This is a genomic window from Streptomyces tamarix, from assembly GCF_032423885.1.
Taxonomy (GTDB): Bacteria; Actinomycetota; Actinomycetes; order Streptomycetales; family Streptomycetaceae; genus Streptomyces; species Streptomyces tamarix.
On the sequence record NZ_JAWCTQ010000045.1, the window covers coordinates 36,326 to 61,654 of the forward strand.

Annotated in this window: 19 protein-coding genes; 5 read left to right on the top strand and 14 right to left on the bottom strand. The window is 73.6% G+C overall.

The window, feature by feature from the left end; all coding sequences use genetic code 11:
• Window positions 1-70: 70 nt before the first annotated feature.
• The 4 genes from RND61_RS26940 to RND61_RS26955 form a co-directional block, all read right to left on the bottom strand.
• Window positions 71-1,873, bottom strand: coding sequence for an ABC transporter substrate-binding protein (locus RND61_RS26940; protein WP_315880713.1), 1,803 nt, complete (start codon window positions 1,871-1,873; stop codon window positions 71-73).
• Between the two features lie 103 nt (window positions 1,874-1,976).
• Window positions 1,977-3,008, bottom strand: a complete 1,032-nt coding sequence (locus RND61_RS26945; protein WP_315880714.1) for an ABC transporter permease — start codon at window positions 3,006-3,008, stop codon at window positions 1,977-1,979.
• A gap of 698 nt (window positions 3,009-3,706) precedes the next feature.
• Window positions 3,707-5,614, bottom strand: a complete 1,908-nt coding sequence (typA, locus tag RND61_RS26950; protein ID WP_315880715.1) for a translational GTPase TypA — start codon at window positions 5,612-5,614, stop codon at window positions 3,707-3,709.
• Window positions 5,615-5,807: 193 nt separating this feature from the next.
• Window positions 5,808-8,207 (bottom strand): ABC transporter family substrate-binding protein, encoded by a 2,400-nt coding sequence (locus RND61_RS26955; protein ID WP_315880716.1) that lies wholly within the window; start codon window positions 8,205-8,207, stop codon window positions 5,808-5,810.
• A gap of 333 nt (window positions 8,208-8,540) precedes the next feature.
• Between RND61_RS26955 and RND61_RS26960 the strand changes: the two genes are divergently transcribed.
• Window positions 8,541-10,409: a TPM domain-containing protein gene (locus tag RND61_RS26960; protein WP_391654229.1), complete on the top strand. Its 1,869-nt coding sequence runs from the start codon at window positions 8,541-8,543 to the stop codon at window positions 10,407-10,409.
• Window positions 10,410-10,840: 431 nt separating this feature from the next.
• Here the strand turns inward: RND61_RS26960 and RND61_RS26965 are convergent, their stop codons facing one another.
• The 7 genes from RND61_RS26965 to RND61_RS26995 form a co-directional block, all read right to left on the bottom strand.
• Entirely contained in the window at window positions 10,841-13,384 is a 2,544-nt protein-coding gene (locus RND61_RS26965) for a SpoIIE family protein phosphatase (protein WP_315880718.1), read from the bottom strand.
• A gap of 147 nt (window positions 13,385-13,531) precedes the next feature.
• Window positions 13,532-13,960 (bottom strand): ATP-binding protein, encoded by a 429-nt coding sequence (locus tag RND61_RS26970; protein WP_315880719.1) that lies wholly within the window; start codon window positions 13,958-13,960, stop codon window positions 13,532-13,534.
• A 221-nt stretch (window positions 13,961-14,181) separates the two neighbouring features.
• Window positions 14,182-14,598, bottom strand: a complete 417-nt coding sequence (locus RND61_RS26975; RefSeq protein WP_315880720.1) for a (deoxy)nucleoside triphosphate pyrophosphohydrolase — start codon at window positions 14,596-14,598, stop codon at window positions 14,182-14,184.
• 27 nt (window positions 14,599-14,625) lie between these two features.
• Window positions 14,626-14,805 carry an SPOR domain-containing protein gene (locus RND61_RS26980; RefSeq protein WP_315880721.1) on the bottom strand — a complete coding sequence of 60 codons (180 nt, stop codon included), beginning with the start codon at window positions 14,803-14,805 and terminating at the stop codon, window positions 14,626-14,628.
• Window positions 14,806-15,032: 227 nt separating this feature from the next.
• Window positions 15,033-15,788, bottom strand: a complete 756-nt coding sequence (locus RND61_RS26985) for a GntR family transcriptional regulator (protein WP_315880722.1) — start codon at window positions 15,786-15,788, stop codon at window positions 15,033-15,035.
• A gap of 185 nt (window positions 15,789-15,973) precedes the next feature.
• A complete protein-coding gene (locus RND61_RS26990; protein WP_315880723.1) occupies window positions 15,974-17,065 on the bottom strand; it encodes a DUF4190 domain-containing protein in 1,092 nt (363 codons plus the stop codon).
• A gap of 438 nt (window positions 17,066-17,503) precedes the next feature.
• Window positions 17,504-19,081, bottom strand: a complete 1,578-nt coding sequence (locus tag RND61_RS26995) for a S8 family peptidase (protein WP_315880724.1) — start codon at window positions 19,079-19,081, stop codon at window positions 17,504-17,506.
• Between the two features lie 206 nt (window positions 19,082-19,287).
• Here RND61_RS26995 and RND61_RS27000 point away from each other — a divergent pair, with 206 nt between their 5' ends.
• From RND61_RS27000 to RND61_RS27010, 3 genes are all read left to right on the top strand, one after another.
• The gene (locus tag RND61_RS27000) at window positions 19,288-20,403 is read left to right on the top strand and encodes a pyridoxal-phosphate dependent enzyme (protein WP_391654222.1); all 1,116 of its coding nucleotides are present in this window, start codon (window positions 19,288-19,290) and stop codon (window positions 20,401-20,403) included.
• A gap of 80 nt (window positions 20,404-20,483) precedes the next feature.
• Complete coding sequence (locus RND61_RS27005; RefSeq protein WP_315880726.1) at window positions 20,484-20,774, top strand: hypothetical protein; 291 nt, start codon at window positions 20,484-20,486, stop codon at window positions 20,772-20,774.
• A 77-nt stretch (window positions 20,775-20,851) separates the two neighbouring features.
• Window positions 20,852-21,295 carry a hypothetical protein gene (locus RND61_RS27010; RefSeq protein WP_315880727.1) on the top strand — a complete coding sequence of 148 codons (444 nt, stop codon included), beginning with the start codon at window positions 20,852-20,854 and terminating at the stop codon, window positions 21,293-21,295.
• 521 nt (window positions 21,296-21,816) lie between these two features.
• Here the strand turns inward: RND61_RS27010 and RND61_RS27015 are convergent.
• Entirely contained in the window at window positions 21,817-22,800 is a 984-nt protein-coding gene (locus RND61_RS27015) for a helix-turn-helix transcriptional regulator (protein ID WP_315880728.1), read from the bottom strand.
• A 337-nt stretch (window positions 22,801-23,137) separates the two neighbouring features.
• Here RND61_RS27015 and RND61_RS27020 point away from each other — a divergent pair, with 337 nt between their 5' ends.
• Complete coding sequence (locus tag RND61_RS27020; protein WP_315880729.1) at window positions 23,138-23,305, top strand: hypothetical protein; 168 nt, start codon at window positions 23,138-23,140, stop codon at window positions 23,303-23,305.
• Between the two features lie 122 nt (window positions 23,306-23,427).
• Here the strand turns inward: RND61_RS27020 and RND61_RS27025 are convergent, their stop codons facing one another.
• Window positions 23,428-25,053, bottom strand: coding sequence for a class I tRNA ligase family protein (locus RND61_RS27025; protein WP_315880730.1), 1,626 nt, complete (start codon window positions 25,051-25,053; stop codon window positions 23,428-23,430).
• 64 nt (window positions 25,054-25,117) lie between these two features.
• Window positions 25,118-25,329: hypothetical protein (locus tag RND61_RS27030; RefSeq protein WP_315880731.1), on the bottom strand; the 212-nt coding region annotated here is incomplete at its 5' end.

Genomic DNA, 25,329 nt, shown 5'->3' on the forward strand with positions numbered 1-25,329 from the left:
AGAGAGGGCCGGCGATCCGGGGGTGTGCGATCCGCCGTGTGCACACCCCCGGAGCCGGCCTGAGCCAGTGTCAGCTCTTGAGGAAGACGCGCGTGACGTCGATGGCGCTCAGGTCGGTGGAGTAGCGCGCACCGCCGACGTTCGAGCCCTGGATCTGCAGCGACTTGGTGAAGTACAGCGGCGCCGCCGGGTTGATCCGCTCCACGATGTCGTGGTGCAGCGCGGTCCACGCCTTCTGCGCTTCGGCCGGGTCCGTGATCTTCTTGGCCTTGGCGATGTCAGCGTTGACCTTCGGGTCGTTGATGTGCGAGTAGACCGAAGAACCGTCCTGCAGCTGGTTGCCGTCGTACAGCGGCGGGATCACGGTGGAGGCGGAGGCCCAGTCCTGGCCCCAACCCGTCATGTACAGGTCCAGGCCGTTGTTGACCTTGCCGACCTGCTCGTACCAGGTCGCGCCGTCGATCTCCTTCTTCTGGACGTCCAGACCGATCTTGGTCAGGGCGTTGGCGATGACGACGGCCTGCTGCTGGCGCTTCGGGGTGTTCGCGTAGGCGTAGACGACCTTCTTGCCCTTGGCGCCCGCCTCCTCGATCATCTTCTTGGCCTTCTCGATGTTCCCGTTCGGGTACTTCTTCTTCTCGAACGGGTCGTAGTTCTTCTCGAAGCCCGGAAGGGTCGGGGCTATCAGGCCGGTCGCGATCTCGCCGCCGTAGGCGCCGCCGTCGGGCTGGTAGATGTTCGCGCTCGGCATCGCGATGGCGATGGCGTCGCGGACCTTCTTGTCCTTCATGCGGTCCAGGTTGAAGTTCAGCTGCCAGACGTACGGCTGGTAGCCCTGGATCGTGCGCTTCTTGGCGGCGGGGTCCGACAGGACGTTGCGCACCTGGGTGGTGGCGACGGTGCCCGTCAGCTGGATCATGTTCTTGCCTTCACCGCGGTCGGCGAGGATCGTCTTGGTCTGCGCCTCGTCGTCCTGGTTGAAGGTGATGTTGAAGCCGTCCACGTACTGGTGGCGGACCGAGTCGGTCTTCGGGTCCCAGTTCGTGTTCTTGACCAGCTTCATGGACTTGCCGGGCTTGAACTCGGCGATCTTGTAGGGGCCGAGCGCGACCGGGGCCGTGTCGTACTTCTCCTTCGTGTCGCCCTTGGCGGGGACGATGGAGTAGCCGGTCATGGCGAGGGCCTGCGGCAGGTCCGCCTGGGGCTCCTTGAACTTGAAGATGACGGTCTTCGCGTCCGGGGTCTCCAGGACGGTGTCCGGCAGGTGCTTGCCCTTGTACGGGCCGTCGGGCAGGGCCTTGCGGTAGGTGGTGCCCTCACCGGAGAGCCAGTTCTGCAGGTACACCGGGCCGTCGGTGACGAACGGCGCGTACAGGCGCTCGACCGTGTGACGGACGTCGGCGGACGTGATCACGTTGCCGTTCGCGTCCTTCACGCCGTCCTTCAGCGTGTACTTCCAGGTCTTGCCGCCGTCGGTGGTGGTGCCGGAGTCCGTGGCGATGTCCCCGACGACGGTGAGCTTGCCGCCCTCGCCCTCCTGGTACTGCGTCAGGCCGCGGTGGATCAGGCGGCCGAGCAGGCGGGCGTCGCTGACGTAGCTCTGCGCCGGGTCCAGGTGGGAGAAGTCGTCCGTCTGGTAGATGGCGATGGTGCCGCCGGGCTTGGCGCCCGGGACCTCGGCGGCCGGGCCGGTGGACACCTTGGCGTCGCCGAAGGAGACGGCCGCCCCCTGCTTGGCCGCCTCGTCCTGGTTGACTCCGCCCGTCGTGCCGCTCTTGTCCTTGCTGTTGCCGCTGCAGCCCGTGAGCGCCAGCGAGCCGGCAGCCAGGGCGACAACGGCAGCGCGCGCCGTTCGCGTGCCAAAGATGCTCATGGTGATGAGTGCCTATCTGTCAGTAGTGATCCAACTGTGCTGCCTGACGCACGGTCAGGGCGATGCCCTTATGGGTGGCAGCAGCCCGGCAGGGGACGAGGCGTCAGCGTCCGGACTTCGGGTCGAAGGCGTCCCGTACCGAGTCACCGAGCAGGTTGAACGCGACGACGAAGACGACCATCGCGATACCCGGGAAGAACATGTACGCCGGGTCCTGCTCGTAGATGGAGCCGCCGATGGCGAACATCCGGCCCCAGTCCGGAGTGGGCTCGACGTAGCCGACACCCACGTAGGACAGGAAGGCGACCGACAGGATCGTGGCAGGCAGCATCAGCGTGGCCTGCACGAGGATCGGTGTGACCAGGTTGGGCAGCAGTTCCTTGCGGATGATCCGCCAGGGAGAGGCACCCGCGATCTTCGCGGCTTCGACGAACTCGCGCTCACGCAGGGAGAGCGTCGCCGCGCGGATCAGGCGGGACAGCCCCATCCACCCCAGGAACGAGAGCACCACGACGATCGCGGTGGCCCGCAGCGCCGTCGGCGTCTCCTCGTCGGGGCGGACGAACGCCGCCGTGACGACCGGCATCGAGGCGATGAAGAACAGCTGGCTCGGGAAGCCCAGGAGGAAGTCCGTGAAACGTCCGAGGGCGTAGTCGACCTTCCCCCCGTAGTAGCCGCCCACCATGCCGATCACCACGCCGACGACGACCATGATGAGCGTCGCGGCCAGGGCCGTGTAGATGGACGTGCGCATGCCGTAGAGCAACTGCATGAACACGTCCCGGCCCAGGATCGGCTCGATGCCGAACCAATGCTCCCCGGAGACGCCTCCGAAGACACCGGTCGGGATGCTGAACTCGTCGAGGAGCCCGACGGTTTCCTGCCCGTAGAGGGTGTACGGATCCTTCCCGTACAGCTTGGAGATCACCGGAGCGAGCAGTGCGATGACGAAGAAGAAGACGACCACGAACGCGGAGACGACTCCGGTCTTGTCGCGCTTGAATCGTCGCCACATCAACTGCCCGGGCGACAGCCCCGCAGGATCCTTGGCCGGTGCGGTCGCGCCGGCCGGCGCGGACTCCGCTTCCAGGACCACGGCTGCCTCGGCGACCTCTGTCTGCGCTGGGCTCGTCACGGCCGGCTCGCCCCCGTGGGGATCACTACCGCGCACACGACCCATTTGGTGCTTATGGCACCACGCATGGGGTCCTCCTCAAGAGTTCACTTGTCACTACGAGACGGGTACAACGAAGCACGCCGACACCCCTGACGGCGCGTTCTGAAAGTACCCCCAAGTGCCCGAGAGTCGGCGCGCTCCCCACAGCGCGTGACCCATTGACCCGAGCTCTACGCGCTTAACTATCAGCCATCCCCCAACAGGCGGACCACAAGGTTTTGGTCTCGGTTCGGTCACACCTAGCCGCCACAGCATTCGAAATCTGGACAAAGTGATCCGATATAGATGGCCGCGAAACGGACTCGTTACCTATGTATCGGTCGTAGACATCCGGAAACCGGACGGGAGCGGTGAGTAAATCGGTTGCCACCCCCGTCTGAACGGCTATGGTGCCCGCCACCGAGCCCCGCCATGGTCCGTGCCCCGGCGGCCTTCCCGCTCGGCGCGGGATGCCCGCCGGTCCGCGCCTCGGCAGCGGTCGCCGCCCGCTCGGCTCCTCCGTCGGCCGTCCGCTCGGCTCCTCCACCGGCCGCGCGGACGCGTGTGCCCGCTCCCGCGGCCCGGGGTCGGGAGGAGGCCGGAAACGCCGCGCGGGCGGGAACTCCGAGGAGTTCCCGCCCGCGTCCGGTCCGCGTGGACGTCCGCCCGCGTGCGCGTCAGCCGTGCTTGGCGCGGGAGGCCGTGCGGGCGCGCTCGCGCGCGTCCAGGTTGACCTTCCGGATGCGGACCGCCTCCGGGGTCACCTCGACGCACTCGTCGTCGCGGCAGAACTCCAGGGACTGCTCCAGGGAGAGCTTGCGCGGCGGGACGATCGCCTCGAACGAGTCGGCCGAGGACGACCGCATGTTCGTGAGCTTCTTCTCCTTGGTGATGTTGACGTCCATGTCGTCGGAGCGCGAGTTCTCACCGACGATCATGCCCTCGTACACCTCGGTGCCGGGCTCCACGAAGAGGACGCCGCGCTCCTGGAGGTTGGTCATCGCGAAGGCGGTGACCGCGCCGGAGCGGTCGGCGACGAGCGAACCGTTGTTGCGGGTCGTCAGCGTGCCGAACCACGGCTCGTGGCCCTCGTGGATGGAGTGGGCGATGCCCGTGCCGCGCGTCTGCGTCAGGAACTCGGTACGGAAGCCGATCAGGCCGCGGGACGGGACGACGAACTCCATGCGCACCCAGCCGGAGCCGTGGTTGGACATGTTGTCCATGCGGCCCTTGCGGACGCCCATGAGCTGCGTGACGGCGCCCATGTGCTCCTCGGGCACGTCGATGGTCATGCGCTCGACCGGCTCGTGGATCTTGCCGTCGATCTCCTTGGTGACCACCTGCGGCTTGCCGATGGTCAGTTCGAAGCCCTCGCGGCGCATCTGCTCGACCAGGATGGCCAGCGCCAGCTCGCCGCGGCCCTGCACCTCCCAGGCGTCGGGGCGCTCGGTGTCCAGGACGCGCAGCGAGACGTTGCCGACCAGCTCGCGGTCCAGGCGGTCCTTCACCTGGCGGGCGGTGACCTTCCGGTCCTTCACGGCCGCCTTGTTGTCCGCGCCCTTGCCGGTGGCGCCACGGCCGACCAGCGGCGAGGTGTTCGTACCGATGACCATCGAGATCGCCGGCTCGTCGACCGTGATCAGCGGCAGCGCGATCGGGTTCTCCGGGTCGGCCAGCGTCTCGCCGATCATGATGTCGGGGATGCCGGCGACGGCGCAGATGTCGCCCGGGCCCGCCTTCTCGGCCGGCTTGCGGGTCAGCGCCTCGGTCATCATCAGCTCGCTGATGCGGACGTTGGAGACGGTGCCGTCGCGCTTGATCCACGCGACCGTCTGGCCCTTGCGCAGCTCGCCCTGCTCGACGCGCAGCAGCGCGATGCGGCCGAGGAAGTTGTCGGCGTCCAGGTTGGTGACGTGGGCCTGGAGCGGGGCCTCCTCGTCGTACACCGGGGCCGGGATGTGCTCCAGGATCGTGGAGAAGAACGGCTCCAGGTTGGTGGAGTCCGCCGGGACCGTGCCGTCCTCCGGCTTGGTCAGCGACGCGATGCCGTCGCGGCCGCAGGCATAGACGATCGGGAACTCGATCTGCTCCTCGTCCGCGTCCAGGTCGAGGAAGAGGTCGTAGGTCTCGTTGACGACCTCGTCGATCCGGGAGTCCGGGCGGTCCGTCTTGTTGATGCAGAGGATCACCGGCATGCGGCGCTGCAGGGCCTTGCGGAGCACGAAGCGGGTCTGCGGGAGCGGACCCTCGGACGCGTCCACGAGGAGCACGACGCCGTCGACCATCGACAGGCCGCGCTCGACCTCGCCGCCGAAGTCGGCGTGGCCGGGGGTGTCGATGATGTTGATGGTGATCGGGGCCCCGCCGTCCTTGGGGTGATACTTCACCGCCGTGTTCTTGGCGAGGATCGTGATGCCCTTCTCACGCTCCAGGTCGTTCGAGTCCATCATGCGGTCGTCGACGGAGTCGAGCTGGTGGGCGGCGAAGGCGCCCGCCTGCTTCAGCATGGCGTCGACGATGGTCGTCTTGCCGTGGTCGACGTGGGCGACGATGGCTACGTTACGGATGTCGTGGCGCGTGGGCATGGGTGGCTGGCGCTTCTCTCGGATCGTGGGTGCGGCGTCTCGTTTTCCTCAGTACGCCCGCCGGGCGGACGCGCCACGGCTCTGTCCATGGTACGGGGCTGCCGCACACTCGGCCTCCCGGGCATGATCGTGCCCGCCGGGAGGCCCGGCGGGCAACGGATCTGAGCGGTTCTTGAGCTTGTTCGCTACGGCTTCACTTCTTCTTCGGCGCCGCGAACCCGATGTTCTCGTAGCGGGGGGTCGTGAAGCCGAAGGCGCCCGCGTTGACGACGTTCTTCCTGACGGCGACGAGCTCGGGCCGCTGGAAGAGGGGGATCGACCCGGCGGCGGCCCAGATGCGGGCGTCGGCGCGGCGCACCAGGTCGCGGGCGGCCTTCTCGTCCAGCTCGGCGGCGGCCTGCTCGAAGAGCTGGTCGATGTGGTCGGTGCCCACGCGCGTGTAGTTCTGCTCCACCAGCAGCGAGCCGTCCGTGGCCGGCTCCGGCTTGGCGTAGATGGGCCGGCCGTCCGTGGCGGGGAAGGCGGTGCCGGGCCAGGAGTAGAGGGCGAGGTCGTAGTCGCCGGAGGCGATGTGGTCCTTGAAGAAGCTCTCGTCCGGGACCTTGCTGATCTCGGTGCGCACGCCGACGCGGTCCAGCATCGCCGCGATCTTCTCGCCGACCGTCCGCAGCGACTCGGAGCCGGGGCCGGAGGGCAGGACGAAGCGGAGGGCCAGCGGCCGGCCGTCCTTGCCGAGGGGGCCGGCGGGTCCCGCGGCGCCGGGCTTCCCGGACGGGGCGGCGGGGGCGGCGGGGGCGGCGGTGCCGACGGGGGCGTACGCGCCGGGGGCACCGCCCTTGGCCTTGGGGCGCTCGGTGCCGGAGGCGTCCCGCGGCTCCCCGGCCTCCTCGGCGTCCCCGCTGCCGGTCTCGTCGTCGGTGCCGGTCTCGTCGGTGCCGGTCTCCTCGTCGGCGAGGGCGGCCGTGACGGCGCGGGCCTGGCCGAGGACGAGCCTGCTGTGGACGGCCGCGGCCGGCGCGGGCGCGAGGACGTGCGTGCCGGGCCCGCCGCCGTCGGACGGCTTCTCGTCGCCGACGATGTACAGGCCGTCGTCGGACGGCAGGTCCACCGTCTTCGCCCCGGTCGCCGCGCCCGGGGGCCGCTCGGGCGCGGCGGCGGGCGAAGCGCCCTTCGACGGGGTCCCCGACGCCTCCGCCCCCGCCTTGGCGCCCTTCGTCGGCGCGGCGCTCGCGCGGGCGCCCGCCTTCGTCCAGCCCGCGTCGGCGAGCAGGGCGAGGGCCTCCTCGGTGTCCTGGCCGCCCAGGGCGCCGCTGCTGTCGGCGTACGCGTCCTGCCCGGCCAGCGCCAGGTGGGAGCCCACCGGTTCCGCCGGCAGCCCCAAAGGGGCCAGTACGGTTTCGGCCAGCTCGCGGCGGTCCAGGGCGCGGGCGACCGCGCGGCGCACCCGCTCGTCGGCGAGCGGCCCGGACTCGCCGTTCAGGGCGAGCTGGGTGAACGCGGGCTCCAGGGTCTTGCGGACGACGTAGCCGCTCAGGGCCCGCCGCTCGGTCTCGTACGCGGCGGCGGCCCGCTGGTCGCGGAGGCGCGCGGCGCGCGCGGCGGCGGCCTTCGCCTCGTCGGAGCCGTACGCGGCGGCCCAGGACTCCAGGGCGGCGGAGGGCGCCTTGGCGGTGTCGGGTCCGTCCGCGGCGGGTCGGCCCCCGGCGCCCGGGCGGCCCTCTCCCCCGGCGCGGGTGACGCGGGCGGCGACGGCCGCGTCGACCTCGGCGATGTCGACGGCGTTCGCGAGGAGCGCCTCGGCCCGGCGGCCGCGCGGGACGGCGCGCAGGACGAGGCTGTCGAGCTTCGCGGGCTCGCCCCACCAGCGCGGGTCGCGGACGAGGGTGAGGGTGCCGGCCTTCGTGTCGACCGCCTTCAGCCGGAACGGCCCCGCGGTCCGCGGCAGCCTGGTGCGGGCGCCGTCGTTGAAGGTGCTCGGCGACCCGGTGACCTCCTTCGGGTACAGCGGGGTGAACAGCGACTTCCAGTCGGCGTAGGGCTTGCCGAAGGTGACCCGGACCTCCAGGTCGTCGGCGCCGCGCTCGATCTTCTCGATGCGCTCGTACCCGGCGTTGCGCGCCGTCCAGTACGCGCTGTCACGACCGCGCAGGGCCCGCCACTGGGCGACGAAGTCGGAGGCGCCGATCTCGCGGCCGTCGCTCCACACGGCCTGCTGGTGGAGCTTGTACCGGACGACCTGCTTGGGTTCGCGCTCGATGATCTCGGCGGACTCCAGGTAGTCCGGGTTGGGCTGCGGCCGGCCGCGTTCGTCGAGGGTGAAGAGGGCGGGCAGCACGGCCCCGGCGACCCGGGCGGTGGCGGCGTCGGCGTCGGCCTGGAAGGTGTTGAGGGTGGCGGGCAGCGCGTCGACCGCCCAGCGCAGGGTGCCGCCGTCCGCGACCTCGGAGCGGGGCGCGGCCGCGATGTCCGCGGGGACGGCCCGGCCGGTGTTCTCCTCGTCCCCGGAGCTGCAGCCGGCGAGTACGGATACGGCGAGCGCCCCGCTGGTGAGGAGCGCGGCGGACCGAAGTGCGCGGACGCCGACCTGGGACATGGCTTGTACCTCTTCGTCCGGTTTTTGAATTTAGGGATGATCACACCTATTGCCCGTCTACTGAAGAGGAGGGGGCAGGCGGGCCGGCGGCGACACGGCGGGGCCGCTCCGAAAGCCCACCCGGGCGGCGCAACGGGCCCGGCCGGGGACGGGCTCCGGGGCGGCCCCGGAGCCCGTCGGACGCCACCCCGGCGCGGTGCCGGGCCGCCCGGCACGGCCGCGGCCCGGGGCGGCTTGTTCGCCCGGTCGCGGAGGCCCGGCCTCCGGCCTAACCTCACTCCTGTGACGCGCAGAGCGCCCCGGCCCCTCACGGCCCTCCTCGCCGGACTTCCGATGGCGGTGTGCCTGCTGGTGGGGCCCGCGGCCCCGGGCGGGCGCGCGGAGGAGCCGGGCCCGCTGGACCGGCGGGGCCGGATCACCGACCGGGCGGGCGCCCCCGGCACCGGCGACGTGCTGCTCGCGGCGGCGCGGGAACGGCGGTACGCGCGCGTGGGCGACGCCGCGGGCCGGCCGCCGCAGGACCGGCCCGACGGGGCGGCGCACACCGCCGTGGGGTCCGCACCGCGCGCCGACGACCGGACGGGGGGCGGCGGTCGGACGGGGGGCCACGACCGGGCGGGGGCCGCGAGCGGCGCCGCCGAGGGGTACGGCGCGGTGCCCGCGGGGCGGTCCGCACCCGTGCCGACGGTCCTCTCGGGCGCGCCCGACCCGGGGAACGGCGGGGGGCCCGGCGCGGAGCTGGCCGTCCCGGCGGCCCTGGTCGCCGGGGCGCTGGCGATGGCCGGGTACGCGTACGCGAGCCGGCGCCGGCGGACCCGGACGCGGACGACGCCGCACGGCGGGGTGCCCGTGCCCCGGGCCGCGGAGCTGGACGGGCGGGCGGCGCGGGCGCTGGTGGAGGCGGACGACGCGGTGCGGACGAGCCAGGAGGAGCTGGAGGTCGCGGTGGCGCGGTTCGGCGAGGCCGCGGCGAAGCCGTTCACCGAGGCGGTCGCGTACGCGCGGGGCCGGTTGGCGGCGGCGTTCCGGCTGCGGCAGCGGCTCGACGACGCGGAGGCGGGGGACGAGGTGACGCGGCGGGCGGTGCTGGAGGAGATCACCACCCTGTGCGCGGACGCGGAGCGGCGCCTCGACGAGGAGTCGGCGGCCTTCGACGAGCTGCGCGACCTGGAGCGCACGGCCCCGGAGGCCCTGGCGGCGGCAAAGGCCGCGCACCGGGACCTGGAGGGCCGCCTGACGACGGCGGGGGCGACGCTCACGGCGATGCGCGCCCACTACACGGGCACGGCGGCGGCCCCCGTCGCCACGGCGCCCGCCCAGGCCGGGGCCCGTCTCGCCTTCGCGGCGGCGAACCTGGCCCGGGCCCGGGAGGCCCTGGAGGCCCGTGCGGCGGCGGGGACCGGATCCCCGCCGTCCGCCGCCCCGTACCTGCGGGCCGCCGAGGGGGCCGTCGGGCAGGCCGCCCGGCTGATCGACGCCGTGGACCGGCGGGCCGTGGAGCTGGCGGAGGCCGCCGGGAGGCTGCCGGGGGCGCTCACGGAGGCAGAGGCGGACCTCGCGGAGGCGCGCGGGGCCCTGGGGGGCACGTCCGGCGGGGTGCCGAGGGCCGGGCTGCGGGGGCGGGTGGCGCGGTTGGAGGCCGCCGTGCGGGACGTGCGGCGCGTGGTGGAGGCGGGCCGGTACGACCCCGTCGACGCGCTGCGCCGCACCGGGGAGGCCCACGCGGCGCTGGACGAGGTGCTGGAGCGGGCGGACGGCGCGCGGCGGGCCCGCGCCTTCCTGGACCAGGCGCTGCTGACCGCCCGGTCGTCGGTGGGCGCCGCGGAGGACTACGTGGCGACGCACCGGGGCGCCGTGGCCTGTGGGGCCCGCACCCGGCTCGCGGAGGCCCGGCGGCTCCTGGCGGCGGCCGGCGCCGGTACGGGCACGGACCCGCGCGCCGCGCTGGCACAGGCGCAGCGGGCGGACGCGCTGGCCCGGCAGGCTCAGGAGCTGGCCGAGCAGGACGTACGGCTGCGCGGCGCCCCCGGCGGGGAGCCGGGTGACCCCGGCGGCCGGGGAGGCGCCGTGCTGGGCGGGATCCTGCTGGGCGGCCTCCCGGGCGGGGGGTCGGGCGAGGCACCGGGCGGGGTCGCGGGTGGTCCGGCGAGCTTCGGCGGCGGGGGGACGCGGGGCCGGCTCGGCGGCGGGGGGCGCCTCTGACGGCACGCACGGCGGGTCCCGCACCCGCGCGCCGCGCGCGTGCGCGTGACGGGGCGGGCCCGTTCGGACAGGGCGGGCGCGGCGACGGGCCGCGCGCCACGCGCGCGTGGAGGGGCGCTCGCGGCACCCCGCGCACGCGCAGGCTCGTTCCCGCGCACCGTGCGCGGGTGCCCCTGGGCTTCGCGGGGACCGCTCTCGTCCGCCCGCGCCACGCGCGCGGAGAGGGGTCTCCCGCGACGGATGGGGCCCGGGACAGCGGCGCCGCGCACCACACGCGTGGAGAGGGACGAGGGCGAGCGGTTCCGAGGTCAGCGCATCGGGCGCGCCCCTCTTCCCGCCCGCGCGGTCCGCAGGGGCCGCTCCCCGCGCCGTCGGGGTCCGCGCCGTCAGGACCCGAGCCGTGGAGGTCCGTGCCGTCAGGGCCCGAGCCGTCAGAACATGCTCAGCAGTTGGTCCACCGTCGGTTCCGCCGCCGCCCTTCCGTCGGGGAGGGCCAGTTCGAACCAGACCGTCTTGCCGCGGGGCGTCCGCCGCGAGCCCCAGCCGGCGCTGAGCAGGCCGACGAGCTGGAGCCCCCGGCCGCCCTCGTCGGTGTCGCGGGCGCGGCGGCGGCGGGGCTGGACGAGGCCCGCGTCCCACACCTCGCACACGAGCGTGCGGTCGCGCAGCAGCCGCAGTCTGATCTCGCCCTCGCCGTAGCGCAGGGCGTTGGTGACGAGTTCGCTGACGAGCAGTTCGACGGTGTCGATCAGCGGTTCCAGCTCCCAGGCGGTGAGCTGGGCGCGGGCCAGTTCCCGGGCGCGCCCCACGGACCGGGGCTCGCGCGGCAGCCGCCAGTCGCCGACCGCCTCGGCGGGCAGTCCGCGGACCCGGGCCATCAGCAGCGCGATGTCGTCCTGGCCGTGGCGGGTGTCGAGGGTGCCCAGGACGTGGTCGCACGCGTCCTCCAGGGGACGCTCGGGTCCGGTGAGGGCCTGCCGGAGCGCCTGGAGGCCCTCGTCCAGGGGGTGGTTGCGGGACTCGACGAGCCCGTCGGTGTAGAGGGACAGCAGCGCGCCCTCGGGCAGCTCGACCTCGACCTCCTCGAACGGCTCCCCGCCGACGCCGAGCGGCATGCCCGGCGGTACGTCGAGCAGCCGCGCCTCCTCGCCGGGCGCGACCAGCACGGGCGGCAGGTGCCCGGCGTTGGCGAACGTGCAGCGCCGGGTGACGGCGTCGTACACGGCGTACACGCAGGTCGCGAGGTACACCTCGGACAGTTCGGGGCCGCGCGGCTTGTGGGCCGCGCGCGACGACTGGGCGCCGATGGGCGCGCCGAGGCCGCGGGCGATCTCGTCCAGGTGGGAGAGGACCTCGGCCGGTTCGAGGTCGAGCTGGGCCAGGGTCCGTACGGCGGTGCGGAGTTCGCCCATGGCGACGGCGGCGCGCAGGCCGCGGCCCATGACGTCGCCGACGACGAGGGCGGTGCGGTGGCCGGGCAGGTCGATGACGTCGAACCAGTCGCCGCCGACCTCGGTGGCGGCGTTGCCGGGGAGGTAGCGGCAGGCGATGTCCAGTCCGGCGGCCTCCGGGTCGCCGGGCGGGAGGAGGCTGCGCTGGAGGATCAGGGCGCGCTCGTGTTCACGGCGGTAGAGGCGGGCGTTGTCGATGCAGACGGCGGCCCGGGCGGCGAGCTCGACGGCGAGGGCCCGGTCGCGTTCGCCGAACGGTTCGCTGCCCTTCGTACGGGAGAACTGGACGAGTCCGACGACGGTGTCGTGGGCGACCATCGGCACGGCGAGGGTGGAGTGGACGAGGCCGCCGTCACCGGCGGGGACGAGGACGGGGCGGCCGGTGCGCAGGGCCGTGGCGCAGGGCGAGTGGAACGGGAAGCGGTGGACGGATCCGACGAGGGTGGGCCCGGTCTCGCAGCAGTCGGGGGCGGCGGGGGACGGGCCGACGAGGGGCGGCGCGTCGGAGACGGCGCTGGCGAAGGCGACGCGGCGGAGCTGGGCGGTGCGCCCGCCCGCCTGACCGGGCGGGGCCTCGTCGCCGCTGAGGAGGCCCTGGTAGAGGTCGACGGCGGCCAGGTCGCAGAAGCCGGGGACGGCGACGTCGAGGAGTTCGCGGGCGGTGGTCTCCAGGTCCAGGGACGTGCCGATGCGGGCGGTCGCCTCGTTGAGGAGGGCGAGGTTGCGGCGGGCGCTGGCGGCCTCTCGGGCGGCGTTGTGGCGGCGGGTCACGTCGGTGCTGAGCCCGGCGACGCCGATGGGGCGGCCGGAGCCGCTGTGCACGCGGTAGAGGTTGACGGACCAGTGGCGGCGGTCGGTGGAGCCGGGGGCGGTGCCGACGATCTCCAGGTCGGTGACGGCCTCGCCGGTCTCCAGGACGCGGCGGAGCGCGGCGGTCATCCGGTCGGCCTCGGGGCGGGAGAGGTAGTCGTGGACGGTGCGGCCGCGGTGGTCCTCGGCGGTGCCGCCGAAGACGGTGGCGAAGCGCTGGTTGGCGCGCTGGACCGTCAGGTCCGTACCGAAGAGGAGGAAGCCGAACGGAGATTGGCCGAATATCGCCTGTGAGGAAGCCAAGTCGGTCTCGATGCGGCGTAGGGCACGTACGTCCACGGCGATGCATACGGCACCGCGTTCGCCGTACTCGGTCTCGCTCGGCATGACGTACACCTCGGCGAGGCCGCGCACGCGTCGTTCCCCGGGCACGCGGAAGGGGACGAGGCCCGTCCACTCCTTGCCGTCGAGGATCTCGGCGACCTTGCGGTGGCCGCGCGACCGCAGCTCGGCGGGGATGAAAACCTCGACGGGGTCCATGCCCCTGACCTCTTCGGCAGGGATGCCGAACATCTCGGCGGCGCGCAGGCTCCACTGGTCGACGAGCCCGTCGGGGCCGATGGAGAACGACGCCACTCCGATGTAGTCGTAGATCGAACCGGGTGGGTTGCTCTGCCACACGACGCCGTCCGCCGTCCCAGGTATCTCGCTCACGCGACCGTCCCCTCCAGCTCACCGCACCGGACCGGCCATTCCCGCAGTATTCAGCACTACGGCCCCCGTCGGCACGCCGTTCACGATCACAGGGTGGTCTCGTTCGTTTTGAGCCGGCCCCGGAGTGATCGTTGTCCCTTACCTCTTCTAACCCGGCAGGCACGGCTCGAACCACACGGTCTTGCCCCTCCGGCTCTTCTTCGTACCCCGATGGCAGGGGGAGCGGGCGGCGGGCCGGAGCCCGCGTCCCCCCTCGTCGCCGGGGTTGGCGGGGCGGGCGCGGGGCGGATCCGGAACCGGATCGGAGACCTCGACGAGGAGGGCGGGGTGGGACGGGAGGGGGTCGTGGGACGCAGGGAGGCTACTGACGCGCAGGCAGACGGAGCCGTGGGCGTGCCGCAGGGAATCGGTCACGAGCCCGCCGACGAGGAGGACGGCGATGCCACCGGGGGGTGCGCCGAACCGCCGGTCGCGCAGGGTGTCACGGAGGGCGCGGCGGGCCGTGCGCACGGGGTCGAGTCGTCCGGGGAGGGTCCACCGGGCGCACGCGCCACCGGTGTCGCCCACGCCGATCACTTCCCCTCCCCCGGACCGAGGAGGCCAGGGGAACCAAGAAGAGAGCCCCGCATCCGATTGCAAGAGCCCGCACCCGATTCCAGGGGCAAAGCGTCACATAACCGACGTTCGGGACGCCGCGCCGCGAGGCGGACCGCGCGCCGCCGGGCGGACCGCGCGCCGCGGGCGGCCGGGATCAGGGGGCACCGGGGGCTGCCGTCAGGGGCGCGCAGGGGCCACGGTCAGGGGCGCGGGGGGTCGGTGTCCGCGGCGGGGAGGTGGCGGAGGGCTTCGACGACGGCGGGGACGTCCTGTTCCAGCCAGTCGACGGTGTCCCATTCGGCGCGGGTCAGCCAGCGCAGTTCGTCGTGGTCCTGGAGGGGCCGGGGCTCACCGGAGAGCACACGGGCCGTCCACACGTGCAGCACGTAGCCGCGTCCGAGCGGCCAGGCACCCGGAACGCGTTTCCCCGGTTCCGCCTCGATGCCCAGTTCCTCGCGCAGCTCGCGCACGAGGGCCTCACGCGGGCCCTCGCCCGGCTCCACCTTGCCGCCGGGCAGCTCCCAGCGGCCGGCCAGCTCGGGCGGCGCGCTGCGGCGCGCGGCGAGCAGCCGCCCCCGGTCGTACACGGCTCCGGCGACCACCACACGATCCGTCATGCGCCGGAGCGTATCCGCCCGCGGGGGTCAGTGCGCCGGCTCCCCGATCCGCTCCACCCAGTAGAGCTGCCGGTGGCCGCGCGCGTCGAGGCTGTCGGCGACCTTCTGCGCCTCGTCCCGCGTCGCGTACTGGCCGACCCGGTAGTGGTTGCCGTTGCCGTCCTGCCGGATGACCTGCCAGAGAAGAGTCGTACCGCTGTCGGGCATTACGCCGTTACCCCCGCCCGGTCGCCTGTGTCGATGGATTCCGCCGAAACCGCAATCCGCATATGCCTGAGCTTACGCCTGACCTTCACTCAGCGGATACGCATTTGCACAAAGAGATACGGATCCGGCCAGGAATCCCACAGGAAGAGGGGGCGCACTCGTCCGAGTACGCCCCCACGAACCACCGCGAACCAGCGCCGCCCTCCGCCCCCTCGGGCCCTCCGCGCTCAGCGCACCGGCAGGTGGTACGCGACGCGGTAGCGGTCGGCGGGGACGACGATGTCGGCCGTCTCCACCGCCCGTCCCGACGCGAAGTACGTGCGTTCCACGACGATCACCACGTGCCCCGGCACTCCCCCCAGCGCCAGCAGTTCCTCCGCGAGGCCGGGGCGCGCGCCCACCTCCTCCACCACGTTGTCCACGACGACGTCGATCGCGGCCATGCGCTCGACGACCCCGCAACCGCCCATCGGCCCCTCCTCGGGGAGCATGACGGGCGTGCGCCCGGTGATGGCGAGGGGCTCCCAGGACGTGGAGAGCATCATCGGTTCGCCGCCGTCCCGGAAGACGTACCGCGTGCGCATCACCGGGTCGCCGGGCGCGATGTCCAACCGGGCGGCGACCGGCGCAGGCGCCCGCTCCTGCTCGCTGTTGGACTCCCACGTGCCCCGCGCGCCCTCGGCGGTCTGCTCCTGGCGGAACGGGTCGACCGACCCGTGCGCCGGGCGGTACCCGGAGCGGGCGATCCGGCGCGGCACGGGGCGCTCCCGCACGTACGTACCGGATCCGGAGCGGCCCTCGACCAGGCCCTCGGCCATCAGGACCTTGCGCGCCTCCAGCGCGACGGTGTCCGAGACGCCGTACTCCTCGCGGATGCGCGCCTGGGAGGGCAGCCGGGTGTGCGGGGGCAGCGAGCCGTTGACGATCTTCTGCCGGAGATCGCTCGCCACGCGCAGATAGGCGGGCTGCTCGCCGAATGTCACGGGCCACTCCCATCAGGTTGACGGACAGCGACAGCCTGACAACCGGGAGTTCCCTCCGCAAGCATGGGCCAGGGCTTCACTCGAAGTGATGCCTGCTGTTTGGCGGGGCACCTCGGGCCCGCCACGGGCGGGGCGCACGACGGCGGCCGTCGTGCGCCCCGGAGCACCCTTTGCCTACGGCCGTGTCAGTCGGTCGGCTCGGCCGGCGCCTTGGTGGAGAGCTTCAGCGCGGCGCGCGCGTCCTTGCCCAGGTCGAGCGGCAGGGCGTCGTAACCGGGCTCGTAGTGGATCCAGAAGGTGTCGGCGTCGGGGGCCTTCGCGGCCTTCGCCCAGTGCCCGCGCGCCTTCTCCAGCTCCTTCACGACCTCCGCGACGGGCTGGGCGGAGGCGCCGGGAAAGGTGTGGCCCTTCAACTGGGCGATCGAGCCGCCGAGGGCCTTCTCGACCGAACCGGCCCAGGTGACGTTGGCGTCGAGGGCGGTCTCCGGGTCGCCCTCGGGCTCCGTGACGAGCACGGCGTCGAGGGCGTTCATCGCCTTGAGGTACGCCACCTGGTCGGCGTCCAGCGTGGCGGCGTCCGCGCGCAGCGAGCCGGTCAGCTTGCCCTTCTCGGCGGCGAACGCGCACGTCACCGTGCGGTCCTTGATCTGCCGCCAACTGTCCTCGGTGGGGTGGTAGTAGAACGTCACCGCGTTCTCCGGCACCGCCCAGGAGTCGAGCGCGTACTGATCGCTGATCTTGAGGCAGCGCTCCTCGGCCTGCTTCTCGATCGCCGGGACGCCCGGGTACGCGCTGCCGGCCAGTTGGAAGGTGCCGGTCACCTCGGCGTCGTGCGGCTTGGCGCAGTCGACGCTCTTGACCGTCTCGACCTCCTGCTGGTCGGCCGTCCCGCCGGGCTGGTTGAAGCAGTCGCCGGTGCGGAGGCTGAACGCGGAGTTGGTACTGGCGACGTCCTCCTTCACCTCGCGGACGCCGTCCGCGAACTCCTTGAAGCCGCCCAGGGCGAAACCGGCCGCGACGAGCAGCGTGCTGACCAGCGACAGGATCATGCCGGATATCGCGAGGCCCTTGCCGCGCTGGCCCTTGCGCTTGATCTGGCCCAGCGCGACCGCGCCGAGGACCAGGCCGAGCGGCGGCACGAGGCAGACGATGCCGGTGACGAGGGAGGCGATGGCCAGACCGTTGGTGGCGGCCGGGGGGTACGGCGCCCCGGGCGGCGGGGGCACCGGCGGGTAGGGCTGCTGCGGCGCGGGCCAGCCCTGCGGGGACGATGACACGGGTACGGTGCTCCTGTCGGGGGCGGAACGAACAAACGTATGAGCGGCGCGCATCGTACGCGGTGCGGGGCAGGGGTCCTAATGCGGCCGGCGAACCGGGCAGGCCGGGCGGCGGCCGTCTGCCGGGCCGGCGGGCGGCGGCCCGTGGCAACGGGGCTGCTCCCGGGGGCGGTTCGCCGGGCGGACCGGCCCCGCCGCCCGCCTCCCCCGCGGCCGGAGTCCGGTGCCGGTGCCCGGTGCCCGCGTCCCGTCGCCGGTGGCCGCGCCCGGCCGGTGACCGCGCTCCGTGGCCGGTGCCCGCGTCCGGTCGCCGGTGACCGCGCCCCGCCGCCGGAGTCCGGTCGCCGGTGGCCGCGTCCGGTCGGGGGGCGGCGGGTACGCGGAGGGGCGGCCGCCGGGACCGGCGACCGCCCTTGTCGAATCAGGTCCCGCGGAGCGTCAGAACTGCAGCGCCCACGAGTCGATCTTGCCCGTGTCGTAGCGGGCGTTGTCGCTCACCCGCAGCTTCCACGTGCCGTTCGCGACCTCGGAGGAGGCGTTCACGGTGTACGTGGTGTTGATGTTGTCGGTGCTGCCGCCCGTGCCGTGGTCCTTCAGCGTGTAGGCGGTGCCGTCCGGCGCGACGAGCTCGACGCGCAGGTCACCGATGTAGGTGTGCTGGATGTTGACCTCGACCTTCAGGCCGGTCGGGGCGTTGCCCGGGACGTCCGTGACGGTGACCGGCGACTCGACGGTGGCGAGGTCGCTGATCGTGTAGTCGCCGGTGTTCTCGAAGCGGGAGCCGGGCGGCGGGGGCGTGGTGCCGCCGTCACCGACGTACAGCAGGCGGTTCGGGGAGCCGGTGCCGGGGCTGGTGACCGCGCCGGTGGTGGCGGCGGAGGTCAGCGCCGAGGAGACCTGGGCCGGGGTGGCGGACCGGTTGTTGGCCAGGTACAGGGCGGCCGCGCCCGCCACGTGCGGGGAGGCCATCGACGTACCGGAGATGGTGCTGGTGGCGGTGTCACCGGTGCTCCACGCCGACGTGATCGACGAGCCCGGCGCGAAGATGTCCAGCACGCTGCCGTAGTTGGAGAAGCTGGAGCGGGCGTCGGAGTTGGTCGTCGCGCCGACCGTGATCGCCTCGGCGACGCGGGCGGGCGAGTAGTTCGACGCGTTGCTGTTGTCGTTCCCGGCCGCGACGGCGTAAGTGACGCCGGACGCGATGGAGTTGCGCACGGCGGTGTCGAGGGCGGTGTCCGCGCCGCCGCCGAGGCTCATGTTGGCGACGGCCGGCTTGACCGCGTTCCGGGTCACCCAGTCGATGCCGGCGACGACCTGGGCGGTGGTGCCGGAGCCCTGGTTGTTGAGGACGCGGACGCCGACGATCTTCGCCTTCTTGGCGACGCCGTACGTGGTGCCGCCGACGGTGCCGGCGACGTGGGTGCCGTGGCCGTGGCCGTCCTGCGCGGTGTTGTCGTTGTCGACGGCGTCGTAGCCGTAGGAGGCCCGGCCGCCGAAGTCGCTGTGGGTGATGCGGACGCCGGTGTCGATGACGTAGGCGGTGACGCCGTCGCCGCCCGGCTCCGGGTACGTGTAGCTCCGGTCGAGCGGCAGGTTCCGCTGGTCGATGCGGTCGAGGCCCCACGTCGGGTTCGTCTGGGTGCCGCTGATGGTGAAGACGCGGTCCTGGACGACGGAGTCGACGGCCGGGTCCGCGGCGAGCTTCTTCGCCTGCTCCTCGGAGAGCGTCACGGCGTAGCCGTTCAGCGCGGCGGTGTACGTCTTCTTGATCTTCGCGCCGTACCGCGCCGCGACCGCCTTGCCGGACGCGGCGTCCGAGTCGGCGGCGGACTCGTCGAGGGTGACGATGTAGCTGCCCTGGACGGCGTTGGGGGCGTCGGCGTACTGGATCACGCCCTCCTGCGCGGAGCCGGCGGCGGTGGCCGGGTGGGCGGAGAGGGTGCCGAGGGCGAGGGCGGCGACGGCTGTCGCACCGACTGCGGCGACTCTGCGTCGCGACGTACGCATCACGGGCATGTGAGGGATCCTCCTCATCGGTGGTGCGCTGCTGTGGGGATGTTACGGCAGGTGCATGACAACCCCTGTCATCCGCATGCACGACGGAGGACGCCGCGGGGTGCGCGGCGCCGCCCACCTTGGTCTGCCACGCGAAAGGTTGGCCGATCCATAGGAATCCCACAAGGGTGCTGAACAGCCGTTAACAGGTGTGCCACACAACTGTCATGCTGGCCGGCATGCTGAAGGATGCTCGGTACAGCTGCCAGGAATGCGGAGTGCGAACCCCCGTTTCTTCGCTGACCTGGAGCTGCCCCCGCTGCGGCGGCCCCTGGGACCTGGACTTCACCGCCTCTCCGGTACCGCTCGGCGCACTGGCCGGCCGGGTGGGCTCGCTGTGGCGCTACGAGGAGGCCCTGCCGCTCTCCGACCCGTACGTCTCGCTCGGCGAGGGCCGCACCCCGCTCGTCCGGCTCACGGACACCGTGTCGGCCAAGCTCGACTACCTGATGCCGACGCTGTCCTTCAAGGACCGGGGCGCCGCGCTCCTCGTCGAACTGGCCCGGCGGCTCGGTCCGGACCGGGTCGTCGCGGACAGCAGCGGCAACGCGGGCACGGCGGTCGCCGCGTACTGCGCGCGGGCGGGGCTGGACTGCACCGTGTACGTGCCGGAGGGCACCTCACCGAAGAAGCTGGAGCAGATCCGGGCGCACGGGGCCCGGCTGGAAGTCGTCCCGGGCGGCCGGGAGGCGACGGCGCGGGCGGCCCGCGCCGCGGCGGGCGCGCCGGGCGTGTTCTACGCGTCGCACGCGGACAACCCGTACTTCCTGCACGGCACGAAGACGTACGTGTACGAGCTGTGGGAGGACCTGGGCGGTCGCCTCCCCGACACGCTCGTCGTCCCGGTCGGCAACGGCACGCTGCTGCTCGGCGCCGCCCTGGCGACCGCCGAGCTGCTGGCGGCGGGGCTGGTGGAGCGGCGTCCGCCGCTGGTGGCGGTCCAGGCGGGGCCGGTGGCGCCCCTGGCGCGGGCGTTCGCGGCGGGAGCGGCGGACGCGGAGCCCGTACCGCCCGCGCCGACCCTGGCGGAGGGCATCGCCGTCCCGCACCCGCGGCGCGCCCGGCAGATCCTGCGGGCGGTGCGGGAGTCGGGTGGCGCGTTCCGTACGGTGGCCGACGACCGGATCCGGGACGCCCAGCTCGACCTGGCGCGGCGCGGTCTGTTCGTCGAGCCGACCGGTGCGGCGTGCTGGGCGGCGGTCATGGCGGAGCCGCCGCGGGGCGGGGCGGTGGTCCCGCTGTGCGGGGCGGGGGCGAAGACGGGGCTCGCGGCTGCGGAGTGAGGCGGGGATCTTGCCGTGACGCACGTCACCGGGCACGGTGGAGTGTGCTCGAATTCCGCTGTCCCTTAAGGGAGTTGAGGATGAAGAAGTCCACTTTGCGCTCCGCCGCGGCGGCTGCGGCCCTGGCCACCGGTCTGGCGGCGGCCTCCGTGACGACGGCGTCGGCGGCACCGGCACCGGCACCGGCACCGGCACCGGCGGCCTCGTCGGCGGACCGCCCGGCCGTTGGCCGGATCACCACCCCGGAACAGCTCGCGGAGAGCCTCCGCCGGGCCGTCGAGGAGGAGGCGGGCCGCGGCGGCGTCGCCGCCGAGGGCAACGTGGTGGGCTACCTCGCCCCCCGGTCCGGCACCGGCACGCGGCCCTGCTGACGATGGGCGCGGAGGAACCCGCCGTCCGGTGGTGTCCCAGCGGTGCGCCCGACCGCCCGGAATCCGTGGTCCTCGGCGTGCGTTCGGGGCCGGACGGCCAGGTCGCCTACCTGGCGGAGCCGATCGCCGCGGCGGAGGTCGTCCGCACCCTTCCGGAGGGCGTGCCGCCCACCCGGGTCCTGCGGTTCGCGTCCCACTGCGTGAGCGAGTGCGCCCACCGCGTCGGCGCGGAGTGCGGCCTCGCCGACCGCGTGCTGGCCCTGCCGTCGCCCCCGGACCCCGCCCCGGTCCCCCGCTGCCACCTGCGGGCGCACTGCACGTGGTGGCACCAGACGGGCGCCGCCGCCTGCCACCGCTGCCCCGCCGTGGCGACGACCCCCTTGGCGGACGACACCCTGGCCGCCCTCGTGGCCGACCCGTCCACCACCCGCGAACAACTGGCCGCCCACCTGTCCCGTTCGGCACCCGGCGCCCGGCATCCCGATCGAGGCCACGAGGGGGGAGCCGCCGGCGCGCAGTGAGCACCGTCCCCCTTCCGCCCGAGGCGCGGGCCGGAGCTCCACGAGGTCCCGCACGACACGGCACCGCGCGTCCTGGTCGGGCCGACCGCGCTGGAGGGCCCACCGCCCTGGAGGGCCCACCGCCCTGGAGGGCGGCCCTCCCGGCTCCGGCACCGCCGCAACCGTGGTCCCGGCCCGGGCGCCGTCGCCTGCGGGCCGGCGCCCGCCGGGCCGTCCGCACGATCGGCGGCGGGGGTCGGTGGTCCGGGACGTCCACGCCGGACACGGCTCCGCCGTTCACGGCATCCGGTACCGGCCGATCCGGCGACGGGACGTCCCGCGCACGGCTTCCGCCTGCGGAGGCGTGAACCGGAAGGGGGGCGGTACCCGGGCGGGCGGCCGGGCCGGCCGCGTCGGCGGCCGTTCTTCCCGGGCGGCGCGGCGCGGGGCGTGTCCGGGCCGGGGCCGGCCTCGCGGTGCGCGGAGGGTCGGGGCGATGAGGGCCTGGGCGATGGGGGTCGGGGGCGCGAAGCCGACCGCGCTCAGATGTAGCCGTTCTCGACCGCGCGCTGGCCCAGTTGGAAGCGGCTCTGGGCGTCCAGTTTCTCCATGAGCTCCGATATCAGGCGCCGTTCGCTGCGCAGGGATATGCCCAGGCGGCGGGCCGCGGCCTCGTCCGTGTACCCCTGCGCCAACAGGCGCAGCAGTTCGCGCGGTTGCGAGCCGGGGTCTTCCAGACTGCGCCGGGGGGCCTCACCGAACGGGACCGCCGACGCCCACACCGCTTCGAACAGCGCGAGGAACGCCGCCACCGCGCCGGGCTGGCGCAGCAGTACCGCGCCCGCCGCGCTGTCGGCCGGGTCGATCGGCACCATCGCCAGCTCCTGGTCCTTGATCCACAGCCGCATGGGCAGCGCCGGTACGGTACGGACCTCCGCGCCGCGTTCGGTGAGCCACTGGGCGTGCTCCAGGGTGCCCGGGGCGTTGCGTATGGAGTCCAGGTACACCGAGCGCATCCGCACGCCGCGTGCCAGCGGCTCCGCGCTGGTCACCTCGCTCGCCGCCAGCACCTCCGGGGCCTGGGCGCCGCCGGGCACGAAGGCCAGGGACTCCTTGTGCATGGTGGGCACCAGGTCGGTCATCCGGGCCCGCACCGCCTCGGCGCCGCGGAGGTGCTCGACCTCCGGCTCCTCCTCGCCCCCGTGCTGCGCGGCGTACTGGGCGAGCAGCATCTCGGCGGCGGCCTGGCTGCGGGCCAGCGTGCGGTTCCGCTCGGCTATCTCGGCCTGCTGGAACGCGAGCAGCGTGTCGAGGGCGGCCTTGGGGTTCACGACGTACAGCTGGCCGCTGTCCGTCCCGTCCGAAGCGAGCAGTTCCAGCCGCGTCAGCTCCTGGAGCGCCTCGTCCAGCGCCTGCGCCGAGCCGCCGAACTCCGCTGCGGCCTTCGCCGTGTCGCACCCGGGCTGGGCGAGGACGAACCGGTAGAGCCGGTCGGCCCCTTCTGTGAGTCCGAACGGAGTCAGCACGTGGACAGTTCCCCCACACGAGTCACAGCGCTGCCGCGGGCGGTACGGACCGGCGCCGTCGGCGGTCGCTGCCCCGAGTTGTACGGAGCTCTCATTATCCGGCAGCGCAGCCCAGTTGACGTTGTTCATTCGCGCCACAAGCAGTGTCAGGGACCGAATCGCGGCCTTGCAACGAGCGTCCAACGTGCGGACGCCGGGGCTCCGGGTGACACGGTTGTGCCTGGGCGGTTCGTGCCAGGCGATCCACCTGTTGGCACATGCGGTCCGACGGCAGTATCGGTTCCGCCGGGGAACACCGGCAGTAACGATTCGTCACCCAGTGAATAAGGGATTCCGCATGCTTCGCGCCGCCGTCGCCGCCACTGTCACCGCCGCCGCCCTCGCCCTCGTCGCCCTGGGCAGCACGTCCGCCGTCGCAGACCAGCAGGACGGCCCGGTCGCGTCCACCACCTCGGTCACGCCCGCCGCGCCCACCGCGCCCGACAACGAGCCCATCTGGGGATGACCCCCTGACGGGGAATGTCCCCTGGTGGGGAGGTCCTTGACCTCGTCACGACGGCCCAAGGCCACCGCACCCCGTGCCGGGTGCGGTGACCTTGGGCCGTCGCGGGTCGTCCACGCTCTCCCTCACCACTGCTCGTGGAAGTACACCGGCACCGCCTCCGGCAGTACCGTCCCGGCCGGAACGAGACGCTCGTCCTCGTCGGCCCAGACCGGCAGCCGGGACTCCTGGTCCACGGCGAGGCCCAGTTCCCCGGCGAGAAAAGCGGACCAGCCGGGCATCAGCGGCGCTGCCGCCACCGTGAACGCGGCGAGCAGCTCGACGTGGGCGGTCAGCCCCGCCGCGTACTCCCGGCCCCGCCCGGCCTCACGGAGCGACCGCAGCCGGCGCACGTCGATCAGCGCCCTCTCCACGGCGGTGGCCAGGTCCTCCGCGGCGCGCAGCGGCGAGTACGCCTCGGTCCCGAGCGCGTCCGCGATCCGCCGGGTCAGGTCGCGCCTCTCGATGGTCATCGGGCCGGCCGGCACGGCCGCGGGGACGGTGCGGCGGAAGTCCTCGGCGAGCAGGTCCAGTACGGTGTCGGTCCACGTCTCCAGGCCGCCGGCCAGCACGGTGGTGACGGTGTCGGCGTACTCGCTCAGCGAGAACTCGCTCTCCGCCCCCTCGGCGGCGGTGAGGCAGAGGTGGAAGCGCAGCGCGTCGGCGTTCGTCCGGCGCAGGAAGTCGCCGTCCCACACGGCGCCCGACTGCGCGTTCCTCGGCTGGACGGTCTCGCTGACCACCACCTGGTCGGGCAGGCCCAGCGTGCCCTCGGCGAGGAGCAGCGCGGGCCACAGCGCGACGTGCGCGAAGATCTGGTCGACCCCGGTGAAGGCGACGATCCGGGTCGCCGGGTCGGCCCACAGCGGCAGCGCCACGTTCCGCTCGCCGTACGCCTCGGCCAGCCGCTCGGTGGCCGCGACCAGCCCCCAGATGCCGCTGAACCCCGTGTCGAGGACGTGCTCCTCCCATCCCGGCAGCGGCACCGGGATGCCGTGGTCCGCCACTCTGCTGACCGGGACGACGGGCAGTTCGGCGGCCATCAGCCGGTCCAGGAAGGCGCGGGGCCGGGGCCGCCACTCGGCCGCGCCCCACGCCTTGTCGTGGTACGCGGCGAGCTGCTCGCGGTAGCCCTCCAGCGGGAAGGCGATCCGGCGCTGGGCGACGGTGTCGGGCACCGCCCCGCAGTCGGTACATCGCGGGTCGACGAGCCCCTCCGGGTCCTGCGGGAGTCCGCAGGACCCGCAACACGCTCCGTCGGCGGGTGCCGCGCAGTGCCGACAACTGCCGCGCACATCGGCCTCGTGCAGGTACCGGTCGCAGGGAACGCAGCGGAGGGCCGGGAACTCCCGCACTTCCAGCGCGCCCGCCTCCCACAGGGCGAGGAAGAACCGGCGCACCCAATGGGCGTGCGCGAAGTCGGCGAGCGGCCGGGTGAACCAGTCGGGGCGCATCGCGCCCAGTGTGAGGGTGTCCCCCATCCGGTCGCCGACGACCCTGGCGAGGGCGTGGGGTGTGACGCCGGACTTGGCGGCGCGGGACGCCACTCGGGTGGAGTGCTCGTCGCAGTAGCCGACGTACCGCACCTGGTGGCCCCGTTGGCGCAGATGACGGGTGAGCACATCGGCGCCGAGGAACGAGCCGGCCAACCGGCCGAGGTGCGGGTCGGTGTCGGGGCTCGGCGGAGCACTGGTGACGACATACGTGTTCATGGCAGGGGATTCCCGGGGAGGTGCGGCAGACGGGGAAGGGGTGGCGCGCTGAGGCGACGGTGACTCAGCGCGTGCCGAGCGCTGCCTCCTCACGGAGCTGCGGCGATGGGGCGAGGCCCAGGGCCGTCTCCAGCTCGACAAGGGTGCTGGGCTGCGACTGCGGCGGCAGGACCACCCGGTCCGCGTGCCGCGCGGCGCCCGGGTCCTGGTCCCGGCGGACGACGCGGTGGTGCTCCTGAAGCGACCGGACTTCTCCCGGGAGGCTCCGGAACGCCG

Excerpts from the sequence above, each read along its gene's own strand:
- RND61_RS27005 (WP_315880726.1), top strand. The coding sequence starts at position 20,484 with ATGAAGAAGTCCACTTTGCGCTCCGCCGCGGCGGCTGCGGCCCTGGCC.
- RND61_RS26995 (WP_315880724.1), bottom strand. The coding sequence starts at position 19,081 with ATGCCCGTGATGCGTACGTCGCGACGCAGAGTCGCCGCAGTCGGTGCG.
- RND61_RS26940 (WP_315880713.1), bottom strand. The coding sequence starts at position 1,873 with ATGAGCATCTTTGGCACGCGAACGGCGCGCGCTGCCGTTGTCGCCCTG.
- RND61_RS27000 (WP_391654222.1), top strand. The coding sequence starts at position 19,288 with ATGCTGGCCGGCATGCTGAAGGATGCTCGGTACAGCTGCCAGGAATGC.
- RND61_RS27020 (WP_315880729.1), top strand. The coding sequence starts at position 23,138 with ATGCTTCGCGCCGCCGTCGCCGCCACTGTCACCGCCGCCGCCCTCGCC.
- RND61_RS26975 (WP_315880720.1), bottom strand. The coding sequence starts at position 14,598 with ATGACGGATCGTGTGGTGGTCGCCGGAGCCGTGTACGACCGGGGGCGG.
- RND61_RS26955 (WP_315880716.1), bottom strand. The coding sequence starts at position 8,207 with ATGTCCCAGGTCGGCGTCCGCGCACTTCGGTCCGCCGCGCTCCTCACC.
- typA (WP_315880715.1), bottom strand. The coding sequence starts at position 5,614 with ATGCCCACGCGCCACGACATCCGTAACGTAGCCATCGTCGCCCACGTC.
- RND61_RS26980 (WP_315880721.1), bottom strand. The coding sequence starts at position 14,805 with ATGCCCGACAGCGGTACGACTCTTCTCTGGCAGGTCATCCGGCAGGAC.
- RND61_RS27025 (WP_315880730.1), bottom strand. The coding sequence starts at position 25,053 with ATGAACACGTATGTCGTCACCAGTGCTCCGCCGAGCCCCGACACCGAC.
- RND61_RS26960 (WP_391654229.1), top strand. The coding sequence starts at position 8,541 with ATGGCGGTGTGCCTGCTGGTGGGGCCCGCGGCCCCGGGCGGGCGCGCG.